The following is a 22,591-nucleotide window of genomic DNA, read 5'->3' on the forward strand; positions in this document are numbered from 1 at the left end:
CGTCGGCACCACGGCCGATCAGGGCAAACGCTTCTGCGGAGGACACGGGATAGCAGTTCCAGTAGGGGCGGCCACGTGAAGGCCAAGTCAGTGACGTGAAGTTGCCGTTAAAAGAAAGTAAATAGTGATATCAGTCAAAAAAGCTATTTGACTCAATGGTTTGACGCGAAGTCTTCGCGTGTCTATGGTACGCCGATTGGGGCTTTGCCTTGGCCCCGGGATGCAACCTTGATGCAAACTCATGGGGGCGGCAACAGCCGCAAGCAACAATTCCGGGATCGCCTTGGGGTGCTTCGCGATACCGCGGTGAAGCGGCATCTGCCGGAAGGGCGCTGGACGCGCCGCCACTGGATCCACGCCAGCCTCTTCACCACGATCGGTGTGTTGATGGCCACCATCGTGCCGGGCTTCTCCAGCGCGATCCAGGTGCCGGTGTCCGAACCGCGCAACACCCTGCTGCTGGATCTGCCCGAACTGTCTGCGGCACGCCTGGCCGGCACGGCCGGCGACAGCTGGCAGGTGATCCGGGTGCAGCGAGGTGAGACCCTTGGCGCCATTTTCGAAGAGTTGGGCATCCCGGCCGCCACGCTGCATCGCATCCTGGACAACGCGGACGCCAAGAAGGCGCTGACGCGCCTGAAGCCCGGCACCGAAATCGCGTTCGACCTGCCGGTCACCGGTGGCTTGCGCACGTTGCGCTACGACCGCGATCCCAGCCACCGGGTCGAACTGCTGGTCGGTGCCGACAAGGTCACCGAGCGCGTGGTCGCCCGCGAAACCACCACCCGGACGGTCGTGCTCAGCGGCAAGGTCGGGCGTTCGTTGAACCGCTCGGCCCGCAAGGCAGGCCTCACGTCGGCCAACATCAATTCGCTGACCGACGAGATCTTCAAGTACGACATCGACTTCAACTCGGACCTGGGCCCGGACGACCGTTTCAGCGTGGTCGTCGAACAGACCTGGCGCGAGGGCGAGCTGGTCAGCACCAGCCCGGTCCAGGCCGCCACGTTCACCGTCGACGGCAAGCTGCATTCGGGTTTCCGCTTCACCCGCCCGGGCGGGAAACCGGAGTACTTCACTGCCGCCGGCCGGCCGCTGAAGAAGAATTTCATCCGCATGCCGATCGCGTATGCACGCATGAGCTCGAAGTTCGGTGCACGCCGCCATCCGGTGCTGGGCACGATGCGCATGCACAAGGGCGTGGATTACGCCGCGTCGACGGGCACGCCGATCATGGCCGCCGGCGACGGTCGTGTGCAGTTCGCGGGCTGGCAGGGCGGCTACGGGCGCACGGTCATCCTCGACCACGGCCGCGGGCACACCACGCTGTATGCGCACATGTCGCGCGTGGGCAGCATCAAGCAGGGCCAGCGCGTCGCGCAAGGCACAGTGATCGGCTACGTCGGCACCACCGGCCTGTCGACCGGACCACACCTGCACTACGAGTTCCGCATCAACGGCGCGCACCGCAATCCGCTGTCGGTCACGATGCCGCCGCCGGAGCCGCTGGCGGGCGCGCAGCTCGCCGCGTACCGCACCTACACGGCGAATGCGCTGACGCGTATCCGTACGGTCGAGAACATCATCTATGCCGATGTCGGGCCGGCGGACGATGCCAAGAAACCGACCACGGTGGCCAGCGCGAAACCGGCAGCACGCAAGGGCTGATCGCCCCGCATGGCGGGCTGCCTGAAAAGGCGGGACACTGTCCCGCCTTTTTCTTTGCCTGACGGTTCCGCATGACTGACGCCACCGACGCCGATCTCTATCTGGGCCTGATGTCCGGCACCAGCGCCGACGGCATCGATGCCGCCCTGGTGCGCTTCGAAGGCGAGGGCCGCACCCTGCGCTGCGAACTGGTGCAGGGCCGCACGTTCGAGTGGAACGCGGCATTGCGCGCGCAGCTCGTTGCACTTGGCCAAGGCGCGGATACCGTGTCGCTTGATGCACTGGGCGCGCTGGACGGACGCATCGCGCTGGCCTTCGCCGAGGCGGCGCTGGCCTTGCTGCAGGAGGCCGGCGTGCCGCGCGACCGTGTCCGCGCGATCGGCTCGCACGGCCAGACGGTCCGGCACCGCCCGCAAGCGGAGCCGCCTTTTACGTGGCAACTCGGCGACGGCAACGTGATCGCCGAGCGCAGCGGTATCCCCACGGTGGCCGACTTCCGTCGCCGCGATGTGGCCGCCGGCGGCCAGGGCGCGCCGCTGATGCCGGCGTTCCATGCGGCGCTGCTGGGTTCCCCGACCGAGGACCGCGCGGCGCTCAACCTGGGCGGCATCGCCAATTTCACCTTGTTGCCCACCAAGGGGGACGTGCGCGGCTTCGATACCGGCCCGGCGAACGCCCTGATGGATGCGTGGTGCGAGCGCCATAGCGGCCAGCCGTATGACGCCGGTGGCGCATTCGCGGCAAGCGGCAGCGTCGATGCGCCGCTCCTCGCCCGGCTGCTGGCGGAACCCTGGTTCGCCCTGCCTCCGCCCAAGAGCACCGGTCGCGAACAGTTCCATCTCGACTGGCTGCAGGCGCGACTGGGCGACGCCGTGGTGGCACCGGCAGACCTGCAAGCCACGCTGCTGGAACTGACCGCGCGCACGGTCGCCGATGCCCTGCAGATGACGCAACCGGACACGCGACGCGTGCTGGTGTGCGGGGGCGGCGTACGGAATCCGGTACTAATGGCGCGATTGGCGGCGTACCTGCCGCAGGCCGTCGTGGAGTCGACCTCCGCGCATGGCCTGGATCCGGATTACGTGGAAGCGATGGGCTTCGCCTGGCTGGCGCGTGAAACGCTGGCAGGACGCCCCGGCAACCTGCCCGCAGTGACCGGAGCCGCCGGACCCCGCATCCTCGGCGTGGTCTACCCCGCCTAGAAGCCGTTGCCGGGCGACACGCTCTTCAAGGCGCTGATCGCGTCGGCCAATGCATTCACTTCGCGGTCGTCGAAGCCGCCGCGGACTTCGGACTCACAGACGAACAAGCCCTGCTCCAGCAGGTTGAAGATGGTGTCGTGGATCGGCCAGCCACGGGCCTGGGAGACGCGCCGGATGCGCTCCGCCAGGATCGGGTCCACGTCTTTCAGCACGATGTCGGTCATTTCGCCGTCCCCCAAGCTGCTCCCGGAAGGGACTGTAGCGCAGTCAATCATCCACGCGTATCCGGTGGCGGTTCATCCACACCGGTCGCGGCCTCGTGTCCACCACCGAACCGGATGCGCGGCGCCAGCCAGAAGAACAGCATGACCGCGGGTACTGCCACCAATGCGGTGATCCAGAAATACACGCCATAGCCGGTCTGTTCGACGATACCGCCGGAGACGGCGCTGAGCAGTTTGCCGGGCAGCATCACCAGCGAGGAGAACAGGGCGTACTGCGTGGCCGTGAAGCGCTGGTTCACCAGCGCCGAGAGGAACGCGACGAGCGTGGTGCCCTGGAAGCCCTGCGCCAGGTTTTCGCCGGAGATCACCAGCGTCAGTTTCCACACGTCGCCGTCCGCGCCGATCAACCAGACGTAGAGCAGATTGCTGATCGCGCCCAGCACGATGCCCGCCAGCAGCGGCCACTTCACGCCCCAGCGCGCGATCGCGATGCCGGCGAGGAATACCCCGCCCAGTCCGACCCAGATGCCGTAGAACTTGGTGACCGTGGCGATCTCGGTCTTGGTGAAGCCCTGGCCGAGGTAGAACGGCGCCATGATGCCGCCACCCAATGACTGATCCGAAATCTTCGCCAGCAGGATGAAGGCGAGCAGCGCCAGCGCCAGCGCCGCACCAAAGCGGCGGAAAAAGTCGAGGAACGGCTCCACCACGCCTTCCTGCAGGCCTTCCGCCCACGTCGTCATCCTGACCCGCACCACGTCCGGCTCCGAGGCGAGCAGCACCGCAACCACCGGGATCAGCATGAACGCGGCCATGGCGACGTACACCTGCGGCCACGGCACGTGGTCGGCCAGCACCAGCGCCAGCATGCCGGTGATGATCAGCGCGATGCGGTAACCCAGCGAGTAGGTCGCCAGCAACGCGCCCTGCGATTCCTGCGGCGCGATCTCGATACGGTATGCATCCACCGCGATATCCAGCGTGGCGCCCGCAAACGCCGTCAGCAGTGTGATCCAGATGAAGGGGGCCAGCTTGCCGGGCGTCAGGTGCGCCATCAGCAGCAGGCCGATGATGACGATCGCCAACGCCAGCAGCAGCCAGCCGCGACGCTGGCCCAGTCGTCCGAGCAACGGCAGCCGCCAGCGGTCCACCACCGGCGCCCACAGGAACTTGAGCGTGTACGCCAGGCCCGCGCTGGCGATCAGGGTGATGTTCTTCAGCTCCAGCCCGTTCTCGGTCAGCCAGTACGCCAGCGTGCCGGCCACCAGCAGGAACGGCATGCCCGAGGCGAAGCCGAAGAAGAACATCGTCCATGCCGACGGCTGTGCGAACGCACGCCAGACCGAGGGCTTGGACGGGCGGTCGCCGGCGGAGATCGTCATCAGGTGTAGTCCACCGTGAAGGGCGCATGGTCGGAGAAGCGCTGCTCGCGATAGATCGAGCAGGCTTTCAGGCGGTCACGCAGCGACGGCGTGACGAACTGGTAGTCGATCCGCCATCCCACGTTGTTGGCGCGCGCCGCGCCACGGTTGCTCCACCACGTGTAGTCCTGCCCTTCCGGATGCAGCGCGCGGTACGCGTCGACCCAGCCACCGTCGTCCACGCACATGCCGTTCAACCAGTCCCGTTCGGGTGGCAGGCAGCCGGAATTCTTCTGGTTGCTGGTCCAGTTCTTGATGTCCAGCCGGCTGCGCACGATGTTCCAGTCGCCGCACAGCACGTAATGGCGGCCGCTGCGACGCCATTCGTCCAGCACCGGCGCCAGCCAGTCCATCACCTTGAACTTGAAGCCCTGGCGTTCGTCGCCCGACGAGCCCGACGGGATATAGAACGACACCACGCTCAGGTCGCCGAAGCGCGCTTCGATGTAGCGGCCCTCCTCGTCGAAGTCCGGCCAGCCCAGCGCCGTTCGGACTTCGTCAGGCTCGCGCCTGGCGTAGATCGCCACGCCGCTGTAGCCCTTCTTGGTGCTGGCATCGCGGAACCAGGCCTTGTAGCCCGCCGGCAGGAACTCGGGGCCGGCCAGCTGGTGCTCCTGGGCCTTGGTCTCCTGCACGCACAGCACATCGGCGTTCTGCGCCGTGAACCAGTCGAAGAAGCCCTTGGTGGCGGCCGAGCGCAGGCCGTTGGCGTTGAAGCTGATGATGCGCATGTGCACGTCGTTCGTCGGAAACCGGGCAAGCGTACCCGAACCGGCGCATCCGTCGCGCGGCCTCGACCGGCAGGCGGTTATCCTGTCGTCTCACCTGTTCAGTCCGCCACCGCCCATGACCGATCACCGCGCCCGCTTCCTCCAGCTCGCCCTGCACGCGCAGGCCCTGCGCTTCGGCCAGTTCACGCTGAAATCGGGGCGGCAGAGCCCGTACTTCTTCAATGCCGGACGCTTCGACAGCGGCGCGCGCCTCGCCGGGCTGGCGGCCTGCTACGTCGATGCGGTCGAGGAGGCAGGCCTGTCGTTCGACCTGCTGTTCGGTCCCGCCTACAAGGGCATTCCGCTGGCGACCGCCGTGGCGTGCGAGTTCGCCCGCCGCGGTCGCGACGTGCCGGTCGCGTTCAACCGCAAGGAAGCCAAGGATCACGGCGAAGGCGGCCTGCTGATCGGCGCACCGCTGGAAGACCGCCGCGTACTGATCGTCGACGACGTGATTACCGCCGGCACCGCCATCCGCGAAGCGCTGGGCCTGATCCGCGCCGGTGGCGGCACGCCGGCCGGGATCGTCGTCGCGCTCGACCGGCAGGAAGTGCTGGGCGAACCCGGCACCGGCGGCGCTCGCCGTTCGGCCGCGCAATCGGTGGCCGAGGAAACCAGCGTGCCGGTGGTGGCCGTGGCCAGCCTGCACGACCTGCTTGCTTTTGCCGGCGAAAGCGCCGACCTTGTCCACCACCGCGACGACCTGCTGGCCTATCGGGCCCGCTACGGCAGCGCGGCCCAGGACTGACCGCAGTGGGGACTGCCATGACCGTCCGTACTTCCTACCTGCTGGCTGCGTTGCTCGTGGCCGCGCCGATCGTGCATGCACAGGGCAACCAGGGTGCCGCGCCGGCCAACAAGAAACTCTTCTGCTGGGAAGAGAAGGGCCAGCGTGTCTGCAGTGATGCGCTGCCGGCCGATGCCGTCAACGTCGCGCGCGACGAGATCAGTGCGGCCAGCGGGCTGCGCACCGGCGGCGTGGACCGCGCCTTGACCGATGAAGAACGCGCGCAGGCCGCCGTCGTGGCGCAGCAGCAGCTGATCGATGCCGCCGCCGCGGACATGCGCCGGCGCACCGACGCCGCGATGCTGCTCTCGTACCGCAGCGAAGAGGAGCTGCGGCGCGTCTTCAACGAGCGCACGGCCATCGTCGACAACAACGTCCGCACCGCCAGTTACAACACCATCAGCCTGCGCGATGGCCTGATCAGCCTGCTGCAGACCGCCGGTGACAACGAACTGGCCGGCCGGCCCGTGTCCAAGGAGATGGCCGCTTCCATCCACCAGCGCCACGCGGAACTGGTGCGTACGCGCCGCCTGCAACAGAGTTTCGAGACGCAGCGCGCGCAACTGGACGTGGAGATCGCCGATATCCTGCAGCGCTTCCGCGCCATGAAGGGCGTCACACCGGAACAGGCGGAAGAAGCCGCCCTCAAGTCCACCACGCCTGACGTGCCCGCGCCCGCACGCAGGTAGGCCGCGTCGGCACCCTCTCTGGAAACGACAACGCCGGGCGCTGCCCGGCGTTGTCGCAATGGCCCCTGGTGTGCGGGCTCAGAACGTCATCTTCAACTCCGGCGCCAGCGCCTGCAGGCGCGTGCGGAACTCGGTCTTGATGCGCTCCAGCGCGGCCTTGTTGTCGGCTTCGAAACGCAACACCAGGATCGGCGTGGTGTTGGATGCACGGACCAGGCCCCAACCGTCGTCCCAGTCCGCGCGCAGACCGTCGATCGTGGACAGGCGCGCACCCTCGAACTCGGCACCGTCCACGAAGCGCTCGACGATGGCGTGCGGCGTGCCGTCGACCACGTCCACCTTGATTTCGGGCGTGGACACACCATTCGGCAGGTCGGCCAGCACCTCGGACGGGGTCTCGACCCGGTTGGCCAGGATCTCCAGCAGGCGGGCGGCCGAATACAGGCCATCGTCGAACCCGTACCAGCGCTCCTGGAAGAAGAAATGGCCGCTCATTTCGCCGGCCAGTTCCGCGCCGCTCTCGCGCATCTTGGCCTTGATCAGCGAATGACCGGTCTTCCACATCATCGGCGTGCCGCCATGGCGCAGCACCCACCCCTGCAGCTTCCCGGTGCACTTCACGTCGTAGATGATCAGCGCGCCCGGGTTGCGTTCCAGCACGTCGGCGGCGAACAGCATCAGCAGGCGATCGGGGAAGATGATCTCCCCTTCCTTGGTCACCACGCCCAGGCGATCGCCATCCCCGTCGAAGGCCAGGCCGATGTCGGCGTCGAACCGCTTCACCGTCTGGATCAGGTCTTCCAGATTGTGCGGCTCGCTGGGGTCGGGGTGGTGGTTGGGGAAGGTGCCGTCGACCTCGCAGTAGAGCGGGATCACGTCCGCGCCGATCGCTTCCAGCAGCTGCGGCGCGATGTCGCCGGCGACGCCGTTGCCTGCGTCCACCACGATCTTCAGCGGGCGCTCCAGCTGCACGTCGTCGGCGATGCGCTGGATGTAGTCCGCCGTGATGTCGCGCTGCTGCAGGTCGCCCGGCATCGGCGCCTCGTACAGGCGGCGGTCGCGGATGCGCTCGTACAGGTCGGTGATCGCGTCGCCCGACAGGGTCTGCCCGCCGACCACGATCTTGAAGCCGTTGTAGTCCGGCGGGTTGTGGCTGCCGGTCACCGCCACGCAGCTGCCCGCGCGCAGGTGGTAGGCGCCGAAGTAGGCCACCGGCGTCGGCGCCAGGCCGATATCGATGACATTGCGACCGGTCTTGCGCAGGCCTTCGATCAGCCCGCCCACCAGGTCCGGCCCGGACAGGCGGCCATCGCGGCCGACGACGATGTCGGTCAGGTCCTCGTCGCGCATCAGAGAGCCGATGGCCAGGCCGATCAGTTCGGCAACCTCGACACTCAGCGACTTCCCGACGATGCCGCGGATGTCGTAGGCGCGGAAAATGCCCGGATCCACGTCGACGGCCTTGCCTTCGGACTGCCGGTAGCCACCCTGCCCTTCGCCTTCGGCGGTTGCCGCCGGGCGCGTGGCCGCGGCGGGAAGCGGCTCGCGCTGCAACGCCTCACCCAGGGTCGGTTCGTCCATGTCGTGCATCTCTGCTCCTTTCGATCCAAAACGTCCCACACGAACACCACCGCGCGCGACCACCAGGGCCGCGATCGCCAGCCCGGCCAGCAAGGCCGCCACCACGAGTGCCGGAATCGCCCCCAGCCCCAGCGGGCCGGATTCGCTGTCCGGCGCCGCGGTCGCCACGCGCAGACCGGTCTTGCCGACCGCGTGGGCCATGCGCTCGGCACCGTCTTCAAGCCGGCTGTCGCCGCGCTGCTGGATCGAGTAGGCGCCCTGCCGCAACGCCAGGTAGCCACCGGCCGGCATCGCCACGCCATCGAAGCCTTCGGTCAGGTGTGCCAGCGGCACGCGTACGTACAACACGCCCTGCGGCACCGCTGTCGCCATGCCGAACGAGGTCTGCTTGCCGTCCTTCACCACGCGGGTGGCCACCGCATTGCCCTGCATGCCGGCTTCCAGCAGCGCCAGCTTGCTGTATCCGAACGTGGCGGCATCGCCATAGGCGGCCTGCAAGGCGCCATCGAGGATCTCGACCTGCTCCACGCCGGTCCAGCCTTCGCGGACCGCCGCAATGGCAGCTGCGGTGTCGTTCGCGGCCAAGGCCGCCTTGACCGGTGCGGACGCCAGTCGCTGTTCCAGCTGCTTGACCTGCGCCGCATGGCGGGCCTGCACAAGCTCGACGGCCTGGTCGCGTGCCCGCTCGATACCTTCCAGCTGGCCGGCATCGCGCCACTGGCGGACACCGCTCCACGCCAGCAGGACGGCCAGCAGGGCCAGCAGCACCGCCAGTTTCGGCAACGCGCTACGCAGGTCGCCCACGGGAATCCGCATGCGGTTCTCGCTCGTCGTATCCATTGGTTTGTCCCCTGTCATCGCACGCCGGTGTGGCCAAAGCCACCCGTCCCCCGTGCGCTGTCGGCGAAAGTATCCACCACTTGCAGGCTCACGCGCACGACCGGCAGCACCATCACCTGGGCGATACGGTCGCCCGGCTGGATGGTGAAGGCCTCGTGCCCGCGGTTCCACACGCTGATCAGCAGCGGCCCCTGGTAGTCGGCGTCGATCAGGCCGGTGCCGTTGCCCAGCACGATGCCGTGGCGATGGCCCAGCCCGGAGCGCGGCAGCACCACCGCGCACAGCTGCGGGTCGCCCAGGTGCAGCGCGATGCCGCTGGGCACCAGCGCCGCGTCGCCGGGCTCCAGCACGAGCGGCGCATCCAGGGCGGCGCGCAGGTCCATGCCCGCGCTCGCCTCGGTGGCGTAGGCCGGCATCGGCCACTCATCGCCAAACCGGGGATCCAGCAGCTTCACTTCCACCGCGCGCTCTGCGCTCATGCGTCCAGTCGCTCCACGATCAGGTCGATCAGCTCATCCGCCAGCTGCGTCTTCGGTGCGGACGCGAAGCTGCGCTCGCCGTCCTTCCAGTACGCGGTCATGGCATTGCTGTCGCTTTCGAAACCGCCATCGGCGATGCCCACGCGGTTGGCCACGATCATGTCCAGCCGCTTGGCGTCCAGCTTCTTGCGCGCGTACTCGGCCACGTTGTTGGTCTCGGCGGCGAAACCGACCACCAGCTTCAGCGCCTGCGTCTGCGCGGCGACCTCGGCCAGGATGTCCGGCGTGCGCATCAGGTCGAGCGCCAGCGACTCGCTGGACTTCTTGATCTTGTTGGCGGCCGGCTCGCGTGGCGTGTAGTCCGCGACGGCAGCGGCTCCGATGTAGATGTCGGCCGGCAGCGCGGCGAACACCGCCTGGTGCATCTGCGCGGCGGACCGCACGTCCACGCGGCTCACGCCGGCCGGCGTGGCCAGGTGTACCGGACCGGCCACCAGCGTGACTCGCGCACCGCGCTTCGCGGCGCTGGCGGCCACGGCGAAGCCCATCTTCCCGCTGCTTCGGTTGCCCAGGTAGCGCACGGGATCCAGGTCTTCGTAGGTCGGCCCGGCGCTGACCACGATCTTCAATCCGGCAAGATCCTGCGGTCCCGTCGGCGCCACGGCGGCCTGGCCCGCCAGTGCGGCGACGATCTCATCCGGCTCGGCCAGCCGGCCGGGACCGGACTCGCCCTCGGCGAGCGGCCCGTCGTTCGGGCCGACCACGTGTACATCGCGGCCGCGCAGCGTGGCCAGGTTGGCCTGCGTGACGGGGTGCTGCCACATGCGGTGGTTCATCGCCGGCGCGATCGTGATCGGTGCGGTGGTCGCCAGGCAGAGCGTGGTCACCAGGTCGTCGGCCAGGCCGTGCGCCAGCCGCGCCATCAGGTCGGCGGTCGCCGGCGCGACGATCACCCGGTCGGCCCAGCGCGCCAGCTCGATATGGCCCATCGCCTGTTCGGCGGCGCTATCCCACAACGTGATCCGTGTGGGCTGCCCGGACAGGGCCTGGAAACTCAACGGGGTCACGAACTGCTGAGCGCCCGCCGTCATGGCGACCTGCACCTCCGCACCCGCGTCGCGCAAGCGGCGCACCAGCTCGAGCGCCTTGTAGGCGGCGATCCCGCCTCCCACGCACAGCAGCAGGCGTTGCCCCGCGAGACCCTGCGTCTTGTCCGATCCACTCACGTCGGCCCATTCCTACGTCGATACCGGCGATTAGCTTACCCGAACGCCCCGTGAGGCCCGATGCACGCGCAGGCGGTCCCGGCCGACGATGGGGCCATGCATATCCGCGACTGGCCCCTCGACGAACGACCCCCCCGCGGGCCCGCCAGCCTCAGCGACGCCGAGCTGCTCGCCATCTTCCTCGGCTCCGGCCTGCGCGGGCGGGATGCCGTCGCCACCGCCCGCGAACTGCTTGCCCAGCACGGTCCGTTGCGCGCCCTGCTGGAACGTCCGGCAGCCGAGCTCATCGACCTCCCTGGCCTGGGGCCGGCCCGGGCCTGCGCCCTCGGCGCTGCACTGGAACTCGGTACCCGCCTGCTGCACGCCTCGCTGGCGCGCGGCGACGCCATCGGCGACCCGGATGCGGCGGGCCGCTACTTCGCCCAGCGACTGCGGGGGCGGCCCCACGAAGTGTTCGCCGCCCTGTTCCTCGATACCCGGCATCGCGTGCTGGCCTTCGAGGAGCTGTTCCAGGGCTCCGTGGACAGCGCGGAGGTGCACCCGCGCGAAGTGGCGCGGCGCGCGCTGGCCCTGAACGCCACGGCGCTGATCGTGGGCCACAACCACCCGTCCGGGTGCGCGGAGCCTTCCGCCGCGGACCGGGCGGTGACCCAGCGGCTGAAGCAGGCACTCGCGCTGGTGGACGTGCGCCTGCTCGATCATTTCGTCGTCGGCGACGGGCCACCGCAATCGATGGCGGCGCGCGGCTGGGTCTGAGCGACCGGGCCGGGATGCGCTCTCGCTGAACCGCGCCGATCCCACGCGGAGACCGGGAAAACCTAGAATAGGCGGTTCCCACGCAACACGACGGTCCTCCGTGAAAGCTTCCCTCCGTGCCTTGATCGCCCAGGGCATCGACGCCCTGCGCTCCGCCGGCACCCTGCCGGCCGATACCGCCACGCCGGATTTCGTGGTCGAGCGACCCAAGACCCGCGAGCACGGCGACTTCGCCACCAATGCCGCTATGCAGCTGGCCAAGGCCGCGCGCAGCAATCCGCGCGCGATCGCGACGGCGCTGGTCGCGGCCCTGCCGGCCAGCGACGACGTGGCCAAGGTCGAGATCGCCGGTCCCGGCTTCATCAACTTCCATCTCAGCCCCGGCGCCTACCAGCGCGAAGTGGCGGCGGCGCTGGCGCAGGGCGAGGCGTACGGCCGCAACGACAGCGGCAAAGGACGCACCGTTGGCGTGGAATACGTGTCGGCCAACCCGACCGGTCCGCTGCACGTCGGCCATGGCCGCGCCGGCGCCATCGGCGATTGCATCGCGCGCGTACTGGCCGCCAACGGCTGGAACGCAAAGCGCGAGTTCTACTACAACGACGCCGGCGTGCAGATCGACAACCTGGCCAAGTCGACGCAGGCACGCGCACTCGGCCTGACACCGGACGGCGAAGGCTGGCCCGAGGACGGCTACCGCGGCGACTACATCGCCGACGTGGCGCAGGCCTACCTCAACGGCGATTCGGTCGAGGTCGAGGGCCACGTGGTCACCGGCGAAAAGGATCCGCAGGATCTCGACGCCATCCGCCGCTTCGCCGTGGCCTACCTGCGCCGCGAGCAGAACCTGGACCTGGCCGCGTTCGGCGTGTCGTTCGACCGCTACTTCCTGGAAAGCTCGCTGTACGCCGACGCCAAGGTAGAGGAAACCGTGCGCAAGCTGGTCGCCTCCGGCCATACCTACGAGGAAGGCGGCGCGCTGTGGCTGAAGTCCACCGACTTCGGCGACGACAAGGACCGCGTCATGCGCAAGTCCGACGGCAGCTACACCTATTTCGTGCCGGACGTGGCCTACCACCTGAGCAAGTGGCAGCGCGGCTACGAACGCGCCATCACCGAACTCGGCGCCGACCACCACGGCTCGCTGGCCCGCGTGAAGGCTGGCCTGCAGGCGCTGGGCGAAGGCATCCCGCAGGGATATCCGGAATACGTGCTGCACCAGATGGTCACGGTGATGCGCGGCGGCGAGGAAGTGAAGCTCTCCAAGCGTGCCGGCAGTTATTTCACCTTGCGCGACCTGGTGGAGGAAACCAGCGCCGACGCGACGCGCTGGTTCCTGATCGCGCGCAAGCCGGACTCGCAGCTGACCTTCGACATCGACCTGGCCCGCCAACAGAGTAACGACAACCCGGTGTTCTACGTGCAGTACGCGCATGCCCGCATCTGCAGCTTGCTGCGCCAGGCCGGCGAAAAGGGCTACGCCTACGACCAGGCGAACGGCCTGGCGAACCTGGCCACGCTCGACGACGACACCTCGCTGCAGCTGATGGTGGAACTGTCGCGCTATCCGGAAGTGGTGGAAGCCGCCGGCGAGTCGCTGGAGCCGCACGTCGTGGCGCACTACCTGCGCGAGTTGGCCTATGCTTTCCATACGTGGTACGCCGGCACGCCGGTGTTGATCGACGACGCGGCGGCGCGCGATGCGCGACTGGCGCTGGCCTTGGCGGTCCGCCAAGCGCTGGCGAATGGACTGGACCTGTTGGGCGTCAGCGCGCCCGAGAAGATGTGAGCGGAGAGCAGTAGATGGCAGCAAGGCGCGGCAAGAACCAGGCCACCCGTAACTCCGGTCATGCCACCCCTCCCTGGGTGTGGCTGATCCTCGGCCTGCTGGTCGGCCTGGCGGTGTATTTCATCGTGCCCGGCCTCGGCAAGCAGGACGGCGACGGCTTCTTCCGCCCGCAGCCGAACCCGGATGCACAGCCCGCGCCGATCGACAGCGCCGACGTCGAATCGGTCGTGCCCGACGCGCCTGCCGCCGACACGCCTGCCACGGCCGCGACGACGGATGAGGCCGCCGCGAAGGAAACGCAGTACGACTTCTACACCCTGCTGCCAGGCAAGGAAGTCCAGATGTCCGATGCCGAACTCGCCGCCAGCGCGCGCGAGGAAGACACCCGCAAGGCGCGTGCGGCATTGAACGGCCAGGCGACGACACCGGTCGCCACATCGCCGACCGCCGGCACCGTACCGACGCAACCGGCCCAGCCGACGCCGATCAACGAAACCGAACCCGCACGTGCCACTGAAGCACCGCGCACGGCGGATGCGACGGCAACGCCAAAGCCCGCCACGACCGTGGCCAGCGCCGGAACCGGCGCGCGCTACATCCTGCAGGCAGGCGCCTTCGGTGCCTCTGGCGATGCCGAAGCGACGAAGGCCAAGATCGCCATGCTCGGCCTCAGCGCCCGCGTCGAGTCGGCGCAGATCAATGGCAAGACCGTTTACCGCGTGCGCATGGGGCCGTACGGCACGGCCAGCGAGCTGGCCGAAGCGAAGCAGAAGCTCGCCAGCGGTGGCCTGCCGGCGATGGCGGTGAAAGCGCAGTGAGCGCCACCCGGCCGCCATGGCAGCGCCTGGTGATAGCGACGGCGGCGGCGATGGTGTCGCTGCTTATCGCGTCATGGCTGGTCGGGCACGTCCTGCCCGCGGCCTGGCAGGAGGTGGTACAGACCCGCTGGGGATTCCTCACGCCGGTCAGCTACATCGTCACGGCCGCCTGCATGGGATTGGGCGGCGCACTGGCCGGCCATCGCTTCCTGATCGTCGCCGTCGGCCTGACGCTGGCCGTGTGGGCCGCGACGCTGTCGGTGCTGGCCGGCATCGCCGGCGCGGCCTCGGACATCGCCTACCCGCTCGGTTACCTGCTGCGCACCAACGCGCTCAGCGCGACGCTCTCCGTGGTGGCCGCCGCACTCGGCACGTGGCTCGGCGCGCTCTGGTACGCGCGTCGCGCAGCGCGGCGCTGACCGCATTCCGTTGTCCTCGCCCAAGGAACTCCCATGAGCCGCACCGCCCTCATCACCGGCGCCACCTCCGGCTTCGGCGCTGCTGCCGTCCGTCGTTTCGCGGCCGCCGGTTGGCGCGTGATCGCCACCGGACGCCGCGCCGATCGCCTGCAGGCGCTGGTGGATGACGTCGGTGCCGACAAGGTGCATGCCGTCGCTTTCGACATCCGCGACGACGCCGCGATGGACGCCGCCCTCGCCGCTCTGCCGGAAGGCTTCCGCGACATCGACCTGCTGGTGAACAACGCCGGCCTCGCGCAGGGCACGCTGCCCGCGCAAACGGCGTTGCTGTCGGACTGGCGCACGATGATCGACACCAACATCACCGCCCTGGTCACGCTGACGCACCGCCTGCTACCGGCGCTGGTCGCACGCAAGGGCGCCATCATCAACATCAGTTCGGTCGCCGGCGTGTATCCGTACCCCGGCGGCAATGCCTACGGCGGCAGCAAGGCCTTCGTCAGCCAGTTCTCGTTGGGCTTGCGCAGCGACCTGCACGGCACCGGCGTGCGCGTGACCACGATCGAGCCCGGCATGGCCGAAACCGAATTCACCCTGGTGCGCACGCACGGCGACCAGGCCGCGTCCGACAAGCTCTACACCGGTGCGAATCCGATGACGGCCGACGACATCGCCGAGTCGATCTTCTACGTCGCCACGCTGCCGCCGCACCTCAACATCAACCGACTGGAAATCATGCCGGTGACGCAGTCGTTCGCGGGATTCCAGGTCGCGCGCGACTGACGCGCGCGCCGATCAGGCGAGCGGTTCGTCCGACAGATAGGTGTACCCGGTCAGGCCCGCTTCCAGCGCATCGGCCAGACGCTGCGATTCGTCCGCCGGCAGGCCGGCTTCGTCCACGCGCTGCTGGTACACCGCACGCAGGTCGTCCAGCTGGTAACCCACGTAATCGAGCATCACGTCGGTGGTGTCGCCGCGGCGTTGCTGGGTGAGCAGGTAGCCGGTGCCGGCATCGGCGCTGACTTCCACCGCATCGGTGTCGCCGAACAGGTTGTGGATGTCGCCGAGGATTTCCTGGTACGCGCCGACCAGGAAGATGCCGAGGCGATAGCTCTCGCCGGGCTTCATCGCGTGCAGCGGCATCGAGGAGTCCAACCCCTCGTTCTCGACGTAGGTCTTGACCATGCCATCCGAGTCGCAGGTCATGTCGGCGATGATGCCACGACGCGCCGGCGCCTCGTCCAGCCGTTCGATCGGCACGATCGGGAACACCTGGTCGATGGCCCACACGTCGGGGATCGATTCGAACACGCTGAAATTGACGAAGTACTTGTCGACCAGGCGCTCGTTGAGTTCGTCCAACAGGTCGCGATGGCTGCGCTCGTCGCTGCTCAGGCGTGCACGCACGGCGTGCGCGATGGCATAGAACAGGTCGTCGATGCGCGCGCGGTGCACCAGGTCGATCTGGCCCAGCGCGTACAGCGACAGGCCTTCGCTGTGGTGGTGCTGCGCTTCATGGAACAGCTCCACCGCCGGGCGCGTGTCCAGCTCGCCGTGGATCTCGCGCAGGTGGCGGATCACCGCCGGTTCGTCGTCGTGCGACGGCGGCACGCGGCCTTCCGGCGCCTGCTCGACTTCCGATACGTTGACCACCAGCACCGCGTGGTGCGCGGTCATCGCGCGGCCGCACTCGGTGACGATGCGCGGCGGCGTCAGGCCATGCTGTTCGCAGGCTTCCGCCAGCGGCTGCACGATGTTGCTGGCGTACTGGCCGATGCCGTAGTTGATCGAGCAGTAGCTGCGCGAACGCGTGCCTTCGTAGTCGATGCCCAGACCACCGCCGACGTCGACATGGCTGATGGTCGCGCCAAGCTTCGACAGCTCGACGAAGTAGCGCGTCGCCTCGCGCATGCCGTTGGCGATGTCGCGCACGTTGCTGATCTGCGAGCCCATGTGGAAATGCAGCAGGCCCAGCGTGTCCTGCAGGCCCGCGTCGCGCAGCTGCTTCCACAGGTCCAGTACCTGGCGCGGCGACAGGCCGAACTTGGCCTTGTCGCCACCGCTGTTCTGCCACTTGCCGGCGCCCAGCGTGGCCAAGCGCATGCGCACGCCCAGGCCAGGCTTCACGCCCAGCGCGCGCGACTCTTCGATGACCAGCGCCAGTTCCGACGGCTTCTCGATGACGATGAACGTCTGCAGGCCCAGCTTGCGGCCGATCAGCGCCAGGCGGATGTACTCGCGGTCCTTGTAGCCGTTGCAGACGATCAGCCCGCCGGGGCGCGACAGCGCCAGCACCGCCATCAGCTCGGGCTTGCTGCCGGCTTCCAGGCCAAAGCCCTCGCCCGCGTGCGACGCCAGCGTGCCAGCGACACCGCGATGCTGGTTGACCTTGATCGGATAGACCGCGGTGTAGCCGCCCTGGTAGTCCCAGTCGGCCTGTGCCTGCGCGAACGCCGCCTGCAGCTTGCCCAGGCGATCGCCGAGGATGTCGGGGAAGCGCACCAGCAGCGGCAGTTGCGCGCCCTGCGCACGTGCGGCATCGACCACGTCGGGCAGCGGGATCAGCGGACCCTGCTCGCCCTTGGGCGACACCACGATGCGACCGGCGGCGTCCACGTCGAAATACCCTTCGGCCCAGTGCGGGACGGAGTAGGTCTTGCGGGCGTGGTCGGTGGACCAGGACATGGCGTTTTCCAGTGCGGTGGCGAGCGAGCGCGCATTCTACAGGCTGCGGTCACATGGGTTCGTTACAATGCGCCGCCTCGCTGACGCCCCTCTCCCGCCGGGAGAGGGGTTGGGGTGAGGGTTCGGCGACGTCCAGATCCCCCGGACATCGCTGCACTCACCGCACCCACATCCGGCGCTGCGCGCCACCTTCTCCCGGCAGGAGGAGGAATATCACTCGCCCCAAGGACCTCCCATGACCGCCAACGACACCTGGTTCATCGAACACTTCTCGCACACCGGCTCGGCCATCGGCTTCCGCACCACCGGCAAGCTGGACGAGGTGCAGTCGCCGTTCCAGAAGATCGAGATCTACGACAGCACCGACTGGGGCAAGCTGATGGTGATCGACGGCGCGATGATGCTGACCACGCGCGACAACTTCTTCTACCACGAGATGATCAGCCACCCGGTGCTGTTCACCCATGCCGCGCCCAAGCGCGTGGTGATCATTGGCGGTGGCGACTGCGGCACGCTGCGCGAGGTGCTGAAGCACCCGGGCGTGGAGAAGGCGACGCAATGCGACATCGACGAACAGGTCACGCGCATGGCGGAGAAGTATTTCCCCGAGCTGTGCGAGTCGAACAACGACCCGCGCGCCGAACTGCTGTTCGACGACGGCGTGGCCTACATGGCGAACTGCGAACCCGGCAGCGTCGATGTGGTCATCGTCGACTCGACCGACCCGGTCGGCCCGGCGGAAGGCCTGTTCAACAAGGCGTTCTTCGAGAGCTGCTACCGCGCGCTGAAGCCGGACGGCCTGCTGGTGCAGCAGTCCGAGTCGCCCCTGGCGCTGCTGGACCTGATCAAGGACATGCGCGCCGAGATGGGCAAGGCGGGCTTCCAGTCGTTCAAGACGCTGCCGTTCCCGCAGCCGTGCTACCCGACCGGCTGGTGGAGCGTGACCATCGCCAGCAAGGCGGCCGGCGCCGACTTCGCGTTCCGCCAGGCGGATGCGGCAGCCAAGCCGTTCGACACGCTGTACTACACCGCGCACCTGCACACCGGCGTACTGGTCGCGCCGCCGTTCGTGGCGAAGGCGCTGGGAGACTGAGGCGCGGCCGACGCCTCCCAAGAGGAGTGTCGTCCGACACTCGTCGCCTCCCAGCGCGGGCACTAGACACCTGCCGTCATCGGCAGGTTAACCTCGTGGCGCCCGCCCTGCCTTCGCACTCCCGCGCCATGACATCTTTCCCGCACTTGCTAGGTCTGTCCTTTCTCGCTGCACTCCTCTTGGGTGCAGTGTTACCCGTCTACGCCAGTGATGATAAGTACGAGGAATGCTGGAAGATCCATCTCGACAAGGTCGAAACTGGGAATGTGGTCGAAAAGGGACAGGCGGCCGACATCTCGATGTTCCAGAACCCCTTCCACTTCGTACCGCCTACACAGCTCGGTACACCGGAAACATTCCTGTTCTGCACACTACGGCCTACGAAATCAAAGAGTACGCCGCGATCAGAAGGCGTCATTTTCCTTGGATCGCACCCGCTTCCGCTTCGCCATGTCGGCAACAGCAGCATAGGGCATGGGACACGCGCTTACTTCGGGGCTTGGAAAAGCGAGGCGGAACCCAGGGGATTCCTTGAGGTGTCGATCCACTTCGAAACGCTGGCTGCCCGCGTGATCATCTTGCGAGGACGCGTGCCTAACCGCATGGGCATGTTCGGAACCGGATCAGCTATTCCAGTTCCTGTCGAGCCGGCTCGGCAGGACGCCGCCGACTGATATCCGGACACCTGCGTAGCCTGCTGGTCCACAGACCCTCTTAGATCTCACTGATCTCACTGGATCAAAGCGCGTCGGCATCCAGTTCGCCGGTGCGGATGCGCACCACCCGCTCCAGATCGTAGACGAACACCTTGCCGTCGCCGATCTTGCCGGTGCCGGCGGCCTTCACGATGGCCTCGACCACCTGCTCGACCTGCTCATCGGTCACTGCGACTTCCAGTTTCACCTTCGGCAGGAAATCCACCACGTACTCGGCACCGCGATAGAGCTCGGTGTGTCCTTTCTGCCGGCCGAAGCCTTTCACCTCGGTGACGGTAATGCCGGCGATGCCGGCCTCCGACAACGCTTCGCGCACGTCGTCCAGCTTGAACGGCTTGATGATGGCCATGACCATTTTCATGCAGGGTCCTCCCATGGATGCTGCCCGCAGGATAGCGCGCCGCACCGGCATGCGGTTGCGGCCGCAGGGCGTCTCGCGGTTCAATGACCGCCTCGCCGCCCGGATTTTCCCGACAGCGCTGCGCAGCGAATGCCGATGGCGTGCCCGCCGGTGCGACTCGCAAGCTCCATGCACTGCCGGAGAACAGACATGATCGACCTCAACCACATCGATGACCTCGCCCGCCGCCTCAGCCAGCTGGTGCCGCCCGGCCTGCGCGATTCGCAGGAAGAACTGCAGCAGACCTTCAAGTCCGCGCTGCAGGCGGGACTGGCGAAGCTGGACCTGGTGACGCGCGAGGAATTCGACGTGCAGCAGGCCGTGCTGCTGCGCACGCGCGAAAAGCTCGAGGCGCTCGAGCGTACCGTGGCCACGCTGGAAACCCAGCTGGCCGACAAGCCCGCCCAGTCCTGACCCCGCCACCATGAGTCTGGCCCTGGTGAACAGCCGGGCACGGGCGGGCGTGTCCGCGCCCCCGGTCCGCGTGGAAGTGCATCTGTCCGGTGGCTTGCCGTCCACACAGATCGTCGGCCTGCCTGAAGCCGCCGTGCGCGAGGCGCGGGACCGCGTGCGCGCGGCCATCCTGTGCGCGCAGTTCGAATTCCCTACGCGCCGCATCACCGTCAACCTCGCGCCTGCGGACCTTCCCAAGGACGGCGGGCGCTTCGACCTGCCCATCGCGCTCGGCATCCTCGCCGCCAGCGGGCAGATCCGCCGGGAAGCGCTGGCCGACTACGAATTCCTCGGCGAGCTGAGCCTCACCGGTGAACTTCGTGCGGTGGATGGTGTGCTGCCGGCCGCGCTGGCGGTCGCTGCAAGTGGACGGACCCTTGTCGTGCCCGAATCAAGCGGCGCGGAGGCGGCGCTGGCACAGCAGGGCCGGGCCTTCACCGGACGTACCCTGCTGGAAGTGTGCGCCCTGCTTGAAGGTCGCAAGACGTTGCCGCCAGCGGTAGCACCGCCACCGCTACCGTCTGCGACGCCCGACATGAGGGACGTGCGCGGGCAGGTGCACGCACGCCGCGCGCTCGAGGTGGCCGCGGCAGGGGGCCATCATCTGTTGCTGATCGGTTCTCCCGGGTGCGGCAAGACCTTGCTGGCGTCGCGCCTGCCGGGTCTGCTGCCGGACGCGGATGACACCGAAGCGATGGAAAGTGCCGCCATCGCGTCCGTCAGCGGTCGCGGACTGGACCCTGCTCGCTGGCGGCAGCGCCCCTATCGGTCGCCCCACCACACCGCCAGCGCCGTCGCGCTGGTCGGTGGCGGCGCACAACCGCGGCCCGGCGAAATCTCGCTGGCGCACAACGGCGTGCTCTTCATGGACGAACTGCCCGAATGGAGCCGTGCTGCGCTGGAGGTGCTGCGGGAACCGCTTGAATCCGGCACTGTCACAGTATCGCGGGCCGCGAGGACCGCCGAGTTTCCCGCTCGCTTCCAGTTGGTCGCAGCCATGAACCCTTGCCCCTGCGGCTGGGCTGGCGATGCCAGCGGACGCTGCCGTTGTGGTCCCGACGTGGTGCGCCGCTACCGCAGCCGCTTGTCCGGCCCTCTCCTGGACCGCATCGACCTGCACGTGCACGTGCCGCGCCTGCCGCCGCATGAATTGCGGCCCGACGCACCGGATGGCGAGTGCACTGCGGCCGTGCAGGCACGCGTCGTGGCGGCGAGGGCGCGGCAACAGGCCCGATCCGGCCGGCCCAACGCGCGCATGGGCCAGGCCGAGACGATGGCGCATTGCCGGTTGTCATCGCGCGACCAGGCACTGCTGGAACGGGCCGTCGAACGCCTGCAGCTGTCCGCGCGCAGCCTGCATCGCATCCTTCGCGTCGCGCGCACGATTGCCGACCTTGCCGGCAGCGAACACATCGGCACACGACACCTCACTGAATCGCTGGGCTATCGATCCGCGCTTCCGTCCAGGGAATGAAGGCGCCTGCCTCTGCTTGCACGGCCGTGACCGACTTCAGCCACAGATCAGGGCGACGACCCGCATCCCGATCCTCTACACACCCTCGGCTCCTGCAGGAAATCGCGCGCTGCTTCCTTGGCCTGTTGGCGTTCGCGCACCGTGCCGCAAATCGTGGTCACCAATTTCGATCCAGTCCGTTTCTCGCGCCAACAGACTTCGCGGTCGTCCTCCGACGTCGCTACCTGGGACACGGAAGCACCGATCACTTCCAATGCATTTCTCAGATCGACTTGCTGGCGGGGATCAAGTTCATCGATATCGCTCTTTCCCTGGATCAGGCGGAACACCACACCCTGTTGCTCAGTCACCTTCCGCCGGTCTCCGGCATCTAGCTTCAACGTCCCGGCGGCCAGATCATCACGGAGACGGGTTTGTTGCTCACGTATCTCAACCAGGGATTGCGCGGCGTTTGCCGCCGGCAAAATGCCCATAGCACCAATGACGATAGCGGCTGCATACGCGCGTAGGCCCATGACACATCTCCTTACAGATGATGGATGGTGCTGGCTTTCCTGAAACCCGAGGGTCGTACCTGCAGGATTTCGGCGAATCGGGACATGCCGTGCCGGCACATCCCGCGGTCAGATGCAGTTGTCCTGCCCCTTGAAGCAGCTCTGCGTACGGTTCGAAACGTCCTTCTGTGCCTGTTCGCGCGCAGCGCGGCGCTCCGCGACCGTCAGGCAGACGGTCTTGGGGCGATTGCTGCCAATGGGCTTCATCCGCTCGCACACCATCCGGTCGCCCTCTGCCTGATTGAGGATGCCCTCGATGTTCTCCAGCGCGTTGAACGCCGCGATGCGATCGACTTCGGACAGCTCCTGCATCGATCGCCGGCCCTTGAGCAATGACGTCACCGTGCCCTGGCTTGCGAACAGGCTCTCGCGCTTCTCCTGCGTCAGATGCTTGAAACGTCCACCCGACTTGTCCACTTCAGCGCGGATGTCCTGCTGCTGCTTGAGGATGGCTTGCGCATCCATGTTCGGGTGGATGTCGTTGGCCAGGGCCATCGGCGAACCCAGCAGGGCCACTATGACGAGCATCTTGCGCACGCGACTCTCC

The 22,591-nt window shown here is 67.8% G+C and carries 23 protein-coding genes and 1 pseudogene (1 of these 24 cut by a window edge); 13 read left to right on the top strand and 11 right to left on the bottom strand.

Going from position 1 to position 22,591, the window contains the following annotated elements; translation table 11 throughout:
- Positions 1-46 carry the 5' end (the start) of a tyrosine--tRNA ligase gene (gene tyrS, locus AX730_RS17625; protein ID WP_062358508.1) on the bottom strand. Its footprint begins 1,163 nt before the window's first position, so 46 of the gene's 1,209 nt are visible here — the first part of the coding sequence; its start codon is at positions 44-46; the stop codon falls past the left edge of the window.
- Between the two features lie 185 nt (positions 47-231).
- Here tyrS and AX730_RS17630 point away from each other — a divergent pair, with 185 nt between their 5' ends.
- Complete coding sequence (locus tag AX730_RS17630) at positions 232-1,668, top strand: M23 family metallopeptidase (RefSeq protein WP_062358509.1); 1,437 nt, start codon at positions 232-234, stop codon at positions 1,666-1,668.
- Between the two features lie 71 nt (positions 1,669-1,739).
- Positions 1,740-2,870: an anhydro-N-acetylmuramic acid kinase gene (locus AX730_RS17635; protein ID WP_062358510.1), complete on the top strand. Its 1,131-nt coding sequence runs from the start codon at positions 1,740-1,742 to the stop codon at positions 2,868-2,870.
- On the opposite strand, the gene AX730_RS17640 is transcribed toward AX730_RS17635, so the two are convergent.
- The 3 genes from AX730_RS17640 to AX730_RS17650 are packed head-to-tail and all read right to left on the bottom strand — an operon-like array spanning position 2,867 to position 5,246.
- Entirely contained in the window at positions 2,867-3,094 is a 228-nt protein-coding gene (locus AX730_RS17640) for a hypothetical protein (RefSeq protein WP_062358511.1), read from the bottom strand. The two genes, AX730_RS17635 and AX730_RS17640, sit on opposite strands and share 4 nt — an antisense overlap.
- Before the next feature lie 47 nt (positions 3,095-3,141).
- On the bottom strand, positions 3,142-4,476 hold the full coding sequence (locus AX730_RS17645) for an AmpG family muropeptide MFS transporter (protein WP_332307635.1): 1,335 nt from the start codon (positions 4,474-4,476) through the stop codon (positions 3,142-3,144).
- Positions 4,476-5,246, bottom strand: coding sequence for an exodeoxyribonuclease III (locus AX730_RS17650; RefSeq protein ID WP_062358512.1), 771 nt, complete (start codon positions 5,244-5,246; stop codon positions 4,476-4,478). Before AX730_RS17650 ends, AX730_RS17645 begins: the two co-directional genes overlap by 1 nt.
- Before the next feature lie 115 nt (positions 5,247-5,361).
- Between AX730_RS17650 and pyrE the strand changes: the two genes are divergently transcribed.
- Both pyrE and AX730_RS17660 read left to right on the top strand, forming a co-directional pair.
- Positions 5,362-6,033, top strand: a complete 672-nt coding sequence (gene pyrE, locus AX730_RS17655) for an orotate phosphoribosyltransferase (RefSeq protein ID WP_062358542.1) — start codon at positions 5,362-5,364, stop codon at positions 6,031-6,033.
- Between the two features lie 17 nt (positions 6,034-6,050).
- Positions 6,051-6,761 carry a hypothetical protein gene (locus tag AX730_RS17660; RefSeq protein ID WP_232310293.1) on the top strand — a complete coding sequence of 237 codons (711 nt, stop codon included), beginning with the start codon at positions 6,051-6,053 and terminating at the stop codon, positions 6,759-6,761.
- 78 nt (positions 6,762-6,839) lie between these two features.
- Here the strand turns inward: AX730_RS17660 and AX730_RS17665 are convergent, their stop codons facing one another.
- The 3 genes from AX730_RS17665 to coaBC are packed head-to-tail and all read right to left on the bottom strand — an operon-like array spanning position 6,840 to position 10,887.
- Positions 6,840-9,182, bottom strand: a complete 2,343-nt coding sequence (locus tag AX730_RS17665; RefSeq protein ID WP_083538061.1) for a phosphomannomutase/phosphoglucomutase — start codon at positions 9,180-9,182, stop codon at positions 6,840-6,842.
- A 14-nt stretch (positions 9,183-9,196) separates the two neighbouring features.
- A complete protein-coding gene (gene dut / locus AX730_RS17670; RefSeq protein ID WP_062358513.1) occupies positions 9,197-9,661 on the bottom strand; it encodes a dUTP diphosphatase in 465 nt (154 codons plus the stop codon).
- The gene (coaBC, locus tag AX730_RS17675; protein ID WP_062358514.1) at positions 9,658-10,887 is read right to left on the bottom strand and encodes a bifunctional phosphopantothenoylcysteine decarboxylase/phosphopantothenate--cysteine ligase CoaBC; all 1,230 of its coding nucleotides are present in this window, start codon (positions 10,885-10,887) and stop codon (positions 9,658-9,660) included. The genes dut and coaBC overlap by 4 nt, the downstream gene beginning before the upstream one ends.
- Before the next feature lie 96 nt (positions 10,888-10,983).
- On the opposite strand from coaBC, the gene radC reads away from it, so the two are divergent.
- The 5 genes from radC to AX730_RS17700 all read left to right on the top strand — a co-directional run bounded on the left by radC (position 10,984) and on the right by AX730_RS17700 (position 15,452).
- The gene (radC, locus tag AX730_RS17680) at positions 10,984-11,643 is read left to right on the top strand and encodes a RadC family protein (protein ID WP_062358544.1); all 660 of its coding nucleotides are present in this window, start codon (positions 10,984-10,986) and stop codon (positions 11,641-11,643) included.
- A 100-nt stretch (positions 11,644-11,743) separates the two neighbouring features.
- Positions 11,744-13,432, top strand: a complete 1,689-nt coding sequence (gene argS, locus AX730_RS17685; RefSeq protein ID WP_062358515.1) for an arginine--tRNA ligase — start codon at positions 11,744-11,746, stop codon at positions 13,430-13,432.
- 14 nt (positions 13,433-13,446) lie between these two features.
- Entirely contained in the window at positions 13,447-14,250 is an 804-nt protein-coding gene (locus AX730_RS17690; RefSeq protein ID WP_062358516.1) for an SPOR domain-containing protein, read from the top strand.
- The gene (locus AX730_RS17695; protein ID WP_157074337.1) at positions 14,247-14,669 is read left to right on the top strand and encodes a hypothetical protein; all 423 of its coding nucleotides are present in this window, start codon (positions 14,247-14,249) and stop codon (positions 14,667-14,669) included. Before AX730_RS17690 ends, AX730_RS17695 begins: the two co-directional genes overlap by 4 nt.
- Positions 14,670-14,702: 33 nt before the next feature.
- Positions 14,703-15,452, top strand: coding sequence for an SDR family NAD(P)-dependent oxidoreductase (locus AX730_RS17700; RefSeq protein WP_062358518.1), 750 nt, complete (start codon positions 14,703-14,705; stop codon positions 15,450-15,452).
- A gap of 12 nt (positions 15,453-15,464) precedes the next feature.
- Here AX730_RS17700 and speA read toward each other — a convergent pair whose 3' ends face one another.
- Positions 15,465-17,354 carry an arginine decarboxylase gene (speA, locus tag AX730_RS17705; RefSeq protein WP_062358519.1) on the bottom strand — a complete coding sequence of 630 codons (1,890 nt, stop codon included), beginning with the start codon at positions 17,352-17,354 and terminating at the stop codon, positions 15,465-15,467.
- A gap of 235 nt (positions 17,355-17,589) precedes the next feature.
- Between speA and speE the strand changes: the two genes are divergently transcribed.
- Together speE and AX730_RS19035 are read left to right on the top strand one after the other, a co-directional pair.
- Entirely contained in the window at positions 17,590-18,447 is an 858-nt protein-coding gene (speE, locus tag AX730_RS17710) for a polyamine aminopropyltransferase (protein WP_062358520.1), read from the top strand.
- A gap of 95 nt (positions 18,448-18,542) precedes the next feature.
- Positions 18,543-19,121: a hypothetical protein gene (locus tag AX730_RS19035; protein WP_157074338.1), complete on the top strand. Its 579-nt coding sequence runs from the start codon at positions 18,543-18,545 to the stop codon at positions 19,119-19,121.
- 64 nt (positions 19,122-19,185) lie between these two features.
- On the opposite strand, the gene AX730_RS17715 is transcribed toward AX730_RS19035, so the two are convergent.
- Complete coding sequence (locus tag AX730_RS17715; RefSeq protein WP_062358521.1) at positions 19,186-19,524, bottom strand: P-II family nitrogen regulator; 339 nt, start codon at positions 19,522-19,524, stop codon at positions 19,186-19,188.
- A gap of 189 nt (positions 19,525-19,713) precedes the next feature.
- On the opposite strand from AX730_RS17715, the pseudogene ubiK reads away from it, so the two are divergent.
- Together ubiK and AX730_RS17725 are read left to right on the top strand one after the other, a co-directional pair.
- Positions 19,714-19,987: pseudogene (gene ubiK / locus AX730_RS17720) on the top strand (ubiquinone biosynthesis accessory factor UbiK); the annotation flags it as partial.
- Positions 19,988-21,490: a YifB family Mg chelatase-like AAA ATPase gene (locus AX730_RS17725; protein ID WP_062358523.1), complete on the top strand. Its 1,503-nt coding sequence runs from the start codon at positions 19,988-19,990 to the stop codon at positions 21,488-21,490. It begins immediately after the preceding pseudogene.
- A 47-nt stretch (positions 21,491-21,537) separates the two neighbouring features.
- Here AX730_RS17725 and AX730_RS17730 read toward each other — a convergent pair whose 3' ends face one another.
- Both AX730_RS17730 and AX730_RS17735 read right to left on the bottom strand, forming a co-directional pair.
- Positions 21,538-22,005 carry a hypothetical protein gene (locus AX730_RS17730; protein ID WP_062358524.1) on the bottom strand — a complete coding sequence of 156 codons (468 nt, stop codon included), beginning with the start codon at positions 22,003-22,005 and terminating at the stop codon, positions 21,538-21,540.
- Between the two features lie 108 nt (positions 22,006-22,113).
- Positions 22,114-22,581 carry a hypothetical protein gene (locus tag AX730_RS17735; protein WP_062358525.1) on the bottom strand — a complete coding sequence of 156 codons (468 nt, stop codon included), beginning with the start codon at positions 22,579-22,581 and terminating at the stop codon, positions 22,114-22,116.
- Positions 22,582-22,591 lie beyond the last annotated feature (10 nt).

This window comes from Pseudoxanthomonas mexicana, from assembly GCF_001556105.1.
In the GTDB taxonomy this organism is placed as follows: domain Bacteria; phylum Pseudomonadota; class Gammaproteobacteria; order Xanthomonadales; family Xanthomonadaceae; genus Pseudoxanthomonas_A; species Pseudoxanthomonas_A mexicana_A.